Here is a 10,947-nt window from a genome sequence, read left to right as displayed (position 1 = left end):
CTCGCTCCCACAGGGAACCGAGGTGAACACCGGATATGTGTACACCGCTGCCCCCCTGTGGGAGCGAGCCTGCTCGCGATAGCGGACGCTCAGTCACCCACACCTCATGACCGACACTCCACCAACCCAAGCACCTGTCCACCCTCGCGCTGATTCTCCTCACTCAGCCACCGCTCGAATCCCACCCGGATTGCCGGCCATTCCGAGTCCAGCATCGAGTACCACGCAGTGTCGCGGTTCTGTCCCTTGACCACCATGTGCTGGCGGAACACCCCTTCAAAGGTGAAGCCCAGCCGCTCGGCGGCGTATTTGGAGCGGGCGTTGGCGTTGTTGCATTTCCATTCGAGACGCCGATAACCCAGGGCGAAAGATTCCCTGGCCAGCAGATAAACCGCCTCGGTGCTTTTCGGCGAGCGCTGCATCGGCGCACCGAAGGTCACATGGCCGATCTCGATGCGACCTTGTGCTGGCACGATCGACATCAAGCTGAGAATTCCCTGCACTTCGCCACTGGCGCGGTCGATCACGCTGAAGAAATACGGATCGGTATTGGCTGCGTGATTGGCCAGCCACGCATCAAAAGCGTCGCGATCCTTGAACGGGCCGTAGGGCAAATAATCCCAGAGCTTGGGGTCTGCTCCCGGCCCTTCGAGGGCTTGCCACAGGCCATCGGCATGACGCGCCGGATCGAGTTTCTCCAGGCGGATGAAACGCCCTTCGATCAACTGCGCAGACGGCGCTGGGACGCCTTTCCAGTCGGCGGGTGAAATCGGCATGCTGTGCTCCTTACAGGGCTTTGCGAAATTGAATGAGGCCTGGGCGTTCGGCGATGCGCTCGTAGAGTTGGATCGCGGTTGCGTTGGTTTCGTGGGTCAGCCAATGCACCTTGCAGCAACCATCGGCCTTGGCGGTGGTGTAGACGAATTCGATGAGCTGGCGCCCGACGCCGGTGCCGCGGCTGTGCTCCGTCACCAGCAGGTCTTGCAGGTAGCAGGAGTTTTCGATGCTCCAGTTCGAACGGTGATAGATGAAATGCACCAGGCCTACTGCGGTGTCGCCGTCCCAGGCGAGGGCGCAGTGGGTCGGCTCTTGATCATCGAGCAGGCGTTGCCAGGTGCTTTGGCTCACGGTCTGCGGCAGTTCGGTGTTGTAGAAGCGCAAGTAGGCCTGCCACAGCGGCAGCCAGGCGGCGTGATCGTCAGCGGTGACGAGGCGGATCTGGGGTTGGCTCATGTTCACTCCTTGGACAATGGATCAGGCATCAGGCGCGCGAGCATCTGGTCCTGGGGGACGGGGCTGGCGGCGAGACCATTGCGCACCCCGCTGACGTCCGCCGGGCTGCGGTTCTGGCTGAGCTTGCGCTTGCCTTCCAGGCGCTGGATAGGCAGGGCGAAGCCGACGATGGCCCTGAGCATGCTGTCGATGTACTCGGCTGGCGCGTCGTCGATTGTCCACGGCTGGGCGCGGCCGCTTTCGTGGCGGTCGGTGAGGGCGCCGACCAGGTTGCGCAAACGATGGGGGTCGCTGAACACCTCGGCCGCGCCATAGGCATGCACGGCCAGGTAGTTCCAGGTTGGCACGACTTTGCCGTGTTCGGCCTTGCTGGGGTAGAAACCGGGGCTGACGTAGGCATCGGCCCCGGCGAAGACCACCAAGGCTTCGGCGCCGGCTTCCAGGTCGCGCCATTGCGGATTGGCCCGGGCCATGTGCCCGTAAAGGCTGCCATTGGGGCCCTGTTGCGTGTCCAGCAACAGCGGCAAGTGACTGGCCTGCAAGCCGTGTTCACCGTGCGTGATCAATACGGCCAGACGGCAATCATTCATCATGCCGTGCAACTGGGGCAGGTCTTCGACGGCAAAGGCGTTGGGGTTGTACATGATGATTTTCCTTGGCGAATGCGAGCATCCTAGGCAGGCTATTGGTCTGTTGTAAGAGCCACTTATGGTCAATTGGATAGGTCCATTACGAGGACTGTCATGAACAACCCTGTGCCGCCCCTGTCTTTCAATCCCGCCGGTATCGAGCTGGACCGCCGCCAGGGGCTGAGTCGCCAGCTCTATCAGGCTTTGCGTTCACGAGTGCTGGACGGCCGCCTGGCCAGCGGCACGCGGCTGCCGGCCAGCCGGGACCTGGCAGCGGCTTTGTCGATTTCACGCAACAGCGTGGTGCGGGCCTATGACCAGCTCTACGCCGAGGGTTTCATCGAAGGGCGGGTCGGTGACGGCACTTATGTGGCAAGACTGTCGTCCACGGCCCTGCCTTTGAAAAACATATCCACAAAAGTGTCCACAGGGTTTTCAACAGGCTTATCCACTGGTTTATCCACAGATTGGCTCGATTTGCCTGTGCGTCCATCCAGTAAAGTTATCCACAGTGGGGCATTGAAACGGGTCGAAAAGAACCATTTACCTCAACCACCCCTCGGCCCGCCAAGGGCCTTTCGGGTCGGTGTTCCGGCGTTCGACCTGTTTCCTTTCGAGGTGTGGGCCAAGCTGAATGCGGCTTTCTGGCGCAAGCCGGACCTGCAACAGCTGTGCTATGGCGATTCCCAAGGTGATGCGCGCTTGCGCGGTCTTATCGCAGCCTATCTGCGCAGCTCTCGAGGTTTGTACTGCACAGCTGAACAAATTGTGATCACCAGCGGAGCTCAGCAGGGCATTAGCCTTTGTGCACAACTGCTGGTGGACCCTGGCGACATCGTGGCGGTGGAAAATCCCGGCTACCGCGCCGCCGGGCATGCGTTCGCTGTTGCCGGTGCCGAGGTGAGGGGGGTACCGGTTGATAGCGATGGCCTCGATTGCGCGGCGCTCGGTACGTTGAACCACTGCCGCTTGGCCTACGTCACGCCGTCCCATCAATACCCGACCGGGGTGGTCATGAGCCTTGCACGGCGCTTGGAGCTGCTGACTTGGGCCGAGCGCAATAACGGCTGGATCGTCGAGGATGACTACGACGGCGAGTATCGCTACAGCGGTGCGCCACTGGCGCCTCTGGCTGCACTGGATCGGCAAGGGCGAGTCCTTTATGTGGGGACGTTCGGCAAAGTCGCGTTTCCGGCCTTGCGCCTGGGTTATCTGGTGTTGCCATCTGGCCTGGTAGACGCCTTCGCCCAACGTCGCGCGGTGGATGTACGTCACTCTGAAGTCAGCACCCAGGCGGTCATGGCCGAGTTCATGGCCGCCGGGCATTTCCAGCGGCACATCAGGCGCATGCGTCGGGCCGCACTGGCCCGACGCGACGCGCTGCTGGCCGGTTGGCCGAAGTCGTTGAACGGCGTCGGCGCCATGCCCACGGTCGTCGCCGGATTGCACGTCACGGTGCCGGTGGACAACATCGAGCGCGAGCGCGAGCTGATCGCCCGGGCCACCGAAGTCGGCGTCGAGGTCAATGGCTTGAGCAGCTACTGGTTGCCTGCCACTACCCCGACGCAGGTACGGGCGGGGCTGGTGCTGGGGTTCGCGGCGGTCCCGCCAGCGACGATCGATGCCGCGCTGGCGCGTCTGGCGAAGGCCTGGCCGACATGAGTGCCGGCGTCGATAGACGCCTGGCTTTGTCCGTCACGACAGTCGTTTTGGAAAGAACACCTCCCTGGCCTGGTCCACGGCGATTTCGCTGCGGTAAAGATCGATCAGTTGCCGCTGGGTCAATTCCTTGGTCGAGTCGGCGGCCCGGCCCAGGCTGACTTGTTCCGGTGTTTTCAAACGCGCCGAAAGATAAGCATGGGCAGGCGCCCAGTCAGTGGAATAACGGAAGTCGGCGAACCACAGCGTTTTGTTCTCTTTCAGGTCCTTGATCTCGTACCGGTCCAGATAGCCATAAACAGGACCTCTGAGGCGTTGCCGGTTCTTTTGCCGAGTGATGGAAATCTGGTTCCGGCTTTTAAGCCATATCAAGCCACTCATGGTCGGTGGCCGTTGTTTGATGACCTTGAGGATGCCTTCGAACCCTTCCTCATAAAGGGTCTTGGACGCCTGCTTGAGTGTTTTGCGGGTGGACTCGGCCAACTGCCGGTCCTGGGCCGACACACCCACCGTTTCGTTAGAGGCGTTGTCCAGCGCCTTGGTGATCGCCACGGCGACTTTCTCCATGCGGCCAGCGTGTGCATTCAGAATCATCCCGATGCCGGTGGGTGATCGACTGGGTTTGTTGGCGTATTCCTGGATTTGCGTCTTGAACGCTGCCAGCCCGTCAATCAGGGCCTTACCCTTGGTGATGCTGGTTGCCAACGCAGGAACGGGCGCCGGCGCTTCGGCGATGACGTGAGGCACCCACTCACCGGTTTCCTTGCGATGAAACGTGGCAATGATTTTTTCTGAAAGCGGGTTTTTCACATCGACCCAGCCCGTCTCTTCCTTGGTTTTCGAGAGCCGGGGTTCGCCACTGACCAGACCCCAGAAACGCGCCCTGATGAACTTTTTCCGAGGCCGGGGGCGCTGCTCGTACGGGTTGCCGAGGCTGCGCCGGTTGCTTCGCTCATCGAGGGCCCAGGCCAGGTGACGGACTGCGCGTTTCTTGATCTGGCCAATCTGCTTTATCAGTCGATTGAGTTCTGCCGGGCGCACACTGGCCTTATATTCATCGCCCAGGTATTCGAGATGTTCTTCGATGGCGGTGAACTGTTCCGTCAGGCTGCCGAATGCATCGATCTGTTCGTCCAGCCTGATCACACTTCGCTCCTCGATGGCGTCGTGCAGGCTTTGGAACGCAACCGTGATGTTATCGACCACTTGGTTGAGATCTGCCCACCCCTCAGGCACGGTGTGGATGCTGTCGAGCGACAGGCAAAGGTGGCGATACATGTCCAACTGGATCAGGCGGATCGCATCGCTTTTGTAGGCCGGCATTTTCCCGCGGTGCTGGCGCAGGAATTCAAAGCCTTCGCGCCCCTGCTTCTTGAGTCGGTAGAAGCGGGTTTCCATGTAATCCAGGCGCTCGATCATGTCGTCACCGACCCGGATCATGGCATCGGCAGCATCGACGTGTTGCTGCTCGACTTCCTCGATCGTCGAAGTGGCCATGTCCAGGGCTTCTCTCAGGGCGGGGGTGAAGCGAGCCTTCAGCGCGTCTATTTCCTCGAACGTAAAATTGATCTGCGCGTTCAAGTAGCCGAGTCGGACTTGAGGCGCGTCGGGCCTTGATTGAAAGACCGGCCATTCGGTCAGGATCTTCAACGCTTCTTCGTAGCTTTCCCGTTGGGTCTTCAACGTACTCAAATAGACGATGCGTTTGAGCTCCTTGGCAGAGCCGGACGCCTTACCCAGCTCCTTGGCATCCATAGTCAGCAACTTCTGGCCTTCGATTTTCTTTTCTTCGAAGCGAGTCAACTGCGCCAGCAGCTGAATGCCACGGCGCCTGGCATTGGCGATGACCTCCTGCCGGGCACCTTTCGATCCGCTACCGCGCAGACGCAGGCGCGTGTCGACATGCCATTCGCCGTGGGCATGGCGCATCAGTGCCGGCCCTGGGTGGGAGGGGTCTTTTTCGTCGACGATGGACACATGGTCCCCTTCCACCTTTACCTTGAACCACTTGTCGGCCATTTTGGCGAACCAGTCATCGCCCTGTTGGTAGAGGCCCTTGAGCGGGCCCTCGCTCTTGAGCTGTTCGGCGTGCTCGGGCTTGTTGACGCTCAAGGGCCTGAGCAGCTTGGCATGCTCGCCGGACTTGCCCGCCAAGGCGCCACTGGAATGAATGGTGTCGTAGTGCTCGGCGGGCAGTCTGGTGTCCTTGGGCGGTATGAATTGCTCGATGATGGGCGCAGGCTTGGTCAGTTTTTCCTGCTCGGGCACGACCTGGGGGGCTTCTGTCAGGCGGCTATCAGTATTCTCCCGGGCGCGCTCGATGGCGTGTGCGGTAATCGCCATGGCCATGTTCAGCAACAGGTCGACAAACGCTTCCCACGTGGCCTGGCTGTCGGCTTCTTCGTCGCCTTGTGTCATCGTTTCAACGTCGTCGAGGATTTGCCAAAGCCAGATGGCGGTGCCTACCGCAGCCCCGAGGTAGGGCAGGGCCAGGTTGAAAATCAACCAACTGGCCTGTTTGAAGGTTTCCCAGCGGTTCTCGCTATTGGACACAGACTGACGGTCGGCGAGGGCGGTCAGGGCCTCGGCATTGGACCTGAACAACCGCGGCAGAAAATCCGCCCCCAGAGTCTGGTTGCTCAAGCTGACGGGGGCGCTGTTGGTCCACGAAGAGAAGGGGTCGGTGGCGAATTCGACGATCATCCAGGGCGAGGGGATCGGCCCGGAAAAGAGGTATCGGCTGTAGTTCTCGCGTACTCCGTCGGGCAGCCAGGCCAGCACCGATTGACGCAAGGAGGGAGTCTGCCGGATGGCGTAGATCAGATTGCTCGGCGTCGGATACTGGCACAGCTGCGGTTCCAGCAGCGGGCGATAGAGCACGCAGGGGCCTGCATCGAAATCCTGCGGACCGATCACGAACATGTTGGTCACGACGTCTCCCGCAGTGCCCTGGGACTGGCCGGAGACGAAAGCCAGCTCGCGCATGACGATTGTCTGCCCGTCGACCTTGCGCTCGGCTTCGTCGGTCTCCATCACGGCGGCGATGTAACGGTAGCCGCGCTCGTCGATGTTGCAATCGCCGCGAATCTTGCTCTCCAGCGCCAGCATGGGTAACTGGATGCGTAGCTGAGCAGTGTAGAGATTTTCCCGGCGGGTCGATTCGACGGTATCGCCCAGTAGCTTGCTCTTGACCAGTTCGGGATAAACGCGACCGACGTCGACCTTGGTCACCAGATTTTCGACGTAGTCGACCGTCATCCATCCGGGCAGCTTGTCGCCGTCGAGAGATCTGACCACTTTGTCGCCAAGGGGCAGCGCAATCAGGTTCTGTAGCGCCAGGTCGACGAGGTTGAGCCGCGTGATCTCGATTTTGCCGGGAACAACGAAGGTGCCCCAGACGACGGGGCTGCGGATTTGCAGTTCGATCCGTTGCGGGTCGAGCGTCGCGGCGTCGGCATGCTCCGATTGCATCTGCTGTTTCAAAGCGTTCAGCGCATAGTGTTTGATGGGGGGAATATCGTCCAGGTAGGTCTTGCCGGCATGGGAGCTGCTCAGCGCGGACAGGTTCTTCATGTGTTGGGCGAACAGGATCTGGTCGGACGTCGATGCTTGCTGGAGCCAGTCCGGCATCTGCTTCTCGTACCAGGCCGCATCAGGACCGGTGTCGGTCTGTGTTCCACTGAGCGCGGGCTGCTCGCTGTCGTCGGCCATGAACCCTTTCAGGATCTCGGGAGAGCCCAGGATCTGTACCTGGGTGGCAATCAAGCCGCAGGCCTTGTGATCGAAAATGTTGCCTTCGGGCTCAAAGAAGCGCCACTGGATCTTCTTGCCCTCCACGTTGCCCAGATGATCAGGCAAGGTCTGCTCCAATGCTTGCAGTGAGTCGAACTTCTCGTAGCTGCGACGCAGCGAGTAGGCGAGGATGGTCTGTTTTTTGTCGACGGTTCCGATCAGCACCACCAGGGAGTTGTCGATCATGCGTGTCAACTTGTCGCCATCCACCTCATCGATGTCGATCAGGTACGCATGGGTGCCATAAGGGTCGTTGGCCTTTCGGTCCTGCAGGTCGGGGTACAGGAACAGTTGCCTGGCCATGGCACAGTCGGAGTCCGTCCAGCCCTTGACCTGCTTAACGTCCCAGAGTCTGTGCAGCAGGCTGGAGAGCTCATGCCAACGCGGCGGCGCGGTGCCGATCGTGGCGTTCCAGTACACCAGTTGCTGTTCCTGGCAGGCGGACACCATGACGGGCGCGAGTTCATTGATCAGGCTGCCGATCTGAGCGATGCGCACCGGCAGGTGCACCTCGGGGGTCGTCAGTGGCAGGTGGGTCAGAAAGTGAAAGCCCTCTATCAGCAGCGTCGCATAGTCCTCATTCATCCGTGCCGCCAGCATGTTGCTGAGTGTCTGGTAACGCGTGGGCCGCTCAACGATCTGGCCGTCGACGATTTCCCAGTCCGGCTCACCGACCACAGTATTGTTCGGGTCCAGATGCAAATGGGGATAGAGCTTCTTGAGCGCGTTGTGCAGAAGGGCGGCGGCTACCTCCGGCGAGGTCGGGCCGGCGAGCAACTGGTTGAGCACCGCGTCGCCAACGCTGGCGTCGGGTGCGGCGGGTTTAGGTGTTAAGGGTTGGGTCATCTGAGTCTCCCTGTCTCGCGATACATGGCATGCCCAAAGCCGAACGCTTCGGGAACGCCATGCTAGGGCGCGGCAGAACAGAGACGGTGGTAACTATGTATAGGGCGCAGTGTCAGCCCGGGTGAGAGGCCACCTTATCCCCGGGCCAGACAAACTCCTTGCTACAGACTGAGCTACTGGCCGGACTTGATCCGGGTCCAGGCCCGTGTCCGCGCCCGCTCGGCGTCCCTGGGCAAAGGTTGCAAGGTGTAAAGCGAGGTCATGGCCGCTTCGGTCGGGTACAGGTTGGGGTTGTTGCGAATCGCCGGGTCGACCATTTCCGTGGCGTCCTTGTTCGGGTTCGGATAGCCGACGAAATCGCTCACCGGTGCGATCACCTTCGGTTGCAGCAGGTAATTGATAAAGGCGTAAGCGTCGTCCGGGTTGGCTGCCCCTTTGGGGATGGCGAGCATGTCAAACCAGATCGGCGCGCCTTCCTTGGGCAGGCTCATGTCCACTGTCACGCTGTTCTTGGCCTCCTTGGCGCGGTTGGCCGCCTGGGAAAAGCTGCCCGAATAACCGACCGCCACGCAGATATCGCCGTTGGCGATGTCGGCCATGTACTTTGACGAGTGGAAATAAGTGATGTGCGGGCGGATCTTCATCATCAGCGCTTCGGCCTTGGCATAGTCCGCCGGTTGCTTGCTGTTGGGGTCCAGGCCCAGGTGCTGCAGGGCCAGAGGCAGGATTTCCGAAGGTGAGTCGAGCAGCGCCACGCCGCACTGCTTGAGCTTGCTGATGTTCTCTTCCTTGAAGATCAGGTCCCAGCTGTCCACAGGAGCGTTGTCACCGAGGGCGGCTTTGATTTTGTCCGGGTTGAAGCCGATCAGGATGGTGCCGTACATGTAGGGCACGGCGAATTTGTTGCCTGGGTCGTTGGCTTCGATCAGCTTCATCAGCTTGGGATCGAGGTGGTTCCAGTTTGGCAGTTTGCTGCGGTCCAGGGGCTGGAACACGCCGGCTTCGATCTGCTTGGCCAGGAACACGTTGGACGGCACCACCACGTCGTAGCCGGAATTGCCGGTCAGCAGCTTGGCTTCCAGCGCTTCATTGGTGTCGAAGATGTCGTAGACCAGTTTGACCTGGCTGTTTTGCGCCTTGAAGTCGTCCAGGGCCTTGGGCGTGATGTAGTCGAACCAATTGTAGACACGCAGGGTCCGCTCCTCGGCCTGGACGGCACCGCAAAGCAGCATGGCGCACAGGGCTGGCGCCATCGAACGCTTGAGTCTGATCATGCTTGTGTTCCTCATGGGGCGCTTTGGAAACCTTCGAGAACGTTGACGGCATTGATGCCGATTTCGGCCACCGCGTAGCCGCCTTCCATCACAAATAGCGTCGGCTTGCCGAGCGCGGCGATGCGTTTGCCCATCGCCAGATAATCCGGGCTGTCGAGCTTGAACTGCGAAATCGGATCGTCCTTGAAGGTGTCTACGCCCAGGGACACGACGATGACATCGGCGTCGTAACCCCGGATTTGCCCGCAGGCCTGCTCCAGTGCCGCGCTCCAGGTGTCCCAGCCTGAGCCGGCTGGCAAAGGGTAGTTGAAATTGAAGCCCTCGCCATCGCCCTCGCCATGCTCGTCGGCATAGCCCAGGAAGAACGGAAACTCCGCCTCTGGGTGGCCGTGGATCGAGGTGAACAGCACGTCGCTGCGCTCATAGAAAATCGATTGGGTGCCGTTGCCGTGGTGGTAATCGACATCGAGGATCGCGACTTTCTTGTGGCCCTGATCGAGGAAGGCCTGGGCGGCGATGGCAGCGTTGTTCAGGTAGCAATAGCCCCCCATCAAGTCACTGGCAGCGTGGTGCCCCGGTGGACGACACAGCGCAAAGGCACTGCGCGCGCCGCGCTGAATTTCGACCTGGGCGGTGAGGGCGACCTGCGCTGCGCTGTAGGCCGCTTGCCAAGTGCCGGCGGTGATCGGCGCGCCGCCGTCGAAGCTGTAATAACCGAGCTGGCCGTGCAGGCTGGTCGGGATGACCGTGCGCAGGGTCCGTGCCGGCCAGGTGTAGGGCAACAAGTCGCCGTCGCGGTTGTACTTGGCCCAGCGGTCCCAGGCACCTTTGAAAAATTCCAGGTACGCCGCACTGTGGATACGCTGGATCGGTCCCAGGCCAAAATCCTGCGGCGCCTCCACCGGCCCCAGCGCGCGCGCCTTGACCCGCTCCAGCACGTGATCGGCCCGGGAGGGCATTTCGAAGCAGGGCATCAATTGCCCGTCCATCAACTCGCAGCGTCCGTGGTGCAGGTGGTGATCGTCTGAGTAGATCGTCAGCATTGTTGTTCTCCGCAGGGCTGATTCGGTTGCTCACAGTCTTGCGGCGCGCGGCGTTTCGGAGAACGGCAGGAGAGGCCAAAAGGGGATCGAAATGGCCAAAAGGTTTGACCGTAAATCGCCCCTTGGTGGCGCGGGTGTGCGCGGGGGTGGGGCGTGAGTGATGCTTGGATGCCTGCCCTGCACCCCGTGGCGAGGGAGCTTGCTCCCGCTCGGCGGCGCAGCCGCCGTAGGGTGGCACAACGTTTTGAGCGAAGTCCTCACATCTGTTGATGCCGCGTATCTGAAATTGGTCGAGGTGGTCGTTAGTGGGCAGCCAGAGGAAGTCGTGCAATTGGTTAATCAATTGAGTTTACGACCAGCAGCGGGCGCTCCCCTTAACACCCATTAACAGAGCACTTCTTCGACAAAGCTACCGCGTTCGGTGCGGTTCGTTCGACCTTGGGCGCATATGGCAAAGTGATGTCTCTCTGC

7 protein-coding genes are annotated in these 10,947 nt (G+C 60.8%); 1 reads left to right on the top strand and 6 read right to left on the bottom strand.

Features of this window, described 5'->3' with window-relative positions:
- Positions 1-104 precede the first annotated feature (104 nt).
- From BMY45_RS16815 to BMY45_RS16805, 3 genes are read right to left on the bottom strand one after another with little or no spacing between them, the layout of a single operon-like run.
- Positions 105-776, bottom strand: coding sequence for a GNAT family N-acetyltransferase (locus BMY45_RS16815; RefSeq protein WP_092399509.1), 672 nt, complete (start codon positions 774-776; stop codon positions 105-107).
- A gap of 10 nt (positions 777-786) precedes the next feature.
- Complete coding sequence (locus BMY45_RS16810) at positions 787-1,233, bottom strand: GNAT family N-acetyltransferase (RefSeq protein ID WP_092399507.1); 447 nt, start codon at positions 1,231-1,233, stop codon at positions 787-789.
- A gap of 2 nt (positions 1,234-1,235) precedes the next feature.
- Positions 1,236-1,877 carry an FMN-binding negative transcriptional regulator gene (locus BMY45_RS16805; RefSeq protein WP_092399505.1) on the bottom strand — a complete coding sequence of 214 codons (642 nt, stop codon included), beginning with the start codon at positions 1,875-1,877 and terminating at the stop codon, positions 1,236-1,238.
- A gap of 99 nt (positions 1,878-1,976) precedes the next feature.
- Between BMY45_RS16805 and BMY45_RS16800 the strand changes: the two genes are divergently transcribed.
- Positions 1,977-3,524, top strand: a complete 1,548-nt coding sequence (locus BMY45_RS16800) for a MocR-like pyridoxine biosynthesis transcription factor PdxR (RefSeq protein WP_092399503.1) — start codon at positions 1,977-1,979, stop codon at positions 3,522-3,524.
- A 33-nt stretch (positions 3,525-3,557) separates the two neighbouring features.
- Here the strand turns inward: BMY45_RS16800 and BMY45_RS16795 are convergent, their stop codons facing one another.
- From BMY45_RS16795 to BMY45_RS16785, 3 genes are all read right to left on the bottom strand, one after another.
- Positions 3,558-8,159 (bottom strand): dermonecrotic toxin domain-containing protein, encoded by a 4,602-nt coding sequence (locus BMY45_RS16795; protein WP_092399501.1) that lies wholly within the window; start codon positions 8,157-8,159, stop codon positions 3,558-3,560.
- Between the two features lie 173 nt (positions 8,160-8,332).
- Positions 8,333-9,433: a polyamine ABC transporter substrate-binding protein gene (locus BMY45_RS16790; RefSeq protein WP_092399499.1), complete on the bottom strand. Its 1,101-nt coding sequence runs from the start codon at positions 9,431-9,433 to the stop codon at positions 8,333-8,335.
- Positions 9,434-9,444: 11 nt separating this feature from the next.
- Complete coding sequence (locus tag BMY45_RS16785) at positions 9,445-10,476, bottom strand: histone deacetylase family protein (protein ID WP_092399497.1); 1,032 nt, start codon at positions 10,474-10,476, stop codon at positions 9,445-9,447.
- Positions 10,477-10,947: the final 471 nt, after the last annotated feature.

Origin of the sequence: Pseudomonas sp. NFACC39-1 (assembly GCF_900110355.1) — a bacterium.
Taxonomy (GTDB): Bacteria; Pseudomonadota; Gammaproteobacteria; order Pseudomonadales; family Pseudomonadaceae; genus Aquipseudomonas; species Aquipseudomonas tehranensis.
The sequence above is the reverse complement of the archived record's forward strand: the minus strand, read 5'-3'. Positions and strand labels throughout refer to the sequence as shown.

Coding starts and splice junctions, on each gene's coding strand:
- BMY45_RS16785 (WP_092399497.1), bottom strand. CDS start 10,476: ATGCTGACGATCTACTCAGACGATCACCACCTGCACCACGGACGCTGC.
- BMY45_RS16815 (WP_092399509.1), bottom strand. CDS start 776: ATGCCGATTTCACCCGCCGACTGGAAAGGCGTCCCAGCGCCGTCTGCG.
- BMY45_RS16805 (WP_092399505.1), bottom strand. CDS start 1,877: ATGTACAACCCCAACGCCTTTGCCGTCGAAGACCTGCCCCAGTTGCAC.
- BMY45_RS16810 (WP_092399507.1), bottom strand. CDS start 1,233: ATGAGCCAACCCCAGATCCGCCTCGTCACCGCTGACGATCACGCCGCC.
- BMY45_RS16795 (WP_092399501.1), bottom strand. CDS start 8,159: ATGACCCAACCCTTAACACCTAAACCCGCCGCACCCGACGCCAGCGTT.
- BMY45_RS16800 (WP_092399503.1), top strand. CDS start 1,977: ATGAACAACCCTGTGCCGCCCCTGTCTTTCAATCCCGCCGGTATCGAG.
- BMY45_RS16790 (WP_092399499.1), bottom strand. CDS start 9,433: ATGATCAGACTCAAGCGTTCGATGGCGCCAGCCCTGTGCGCCATGCTG.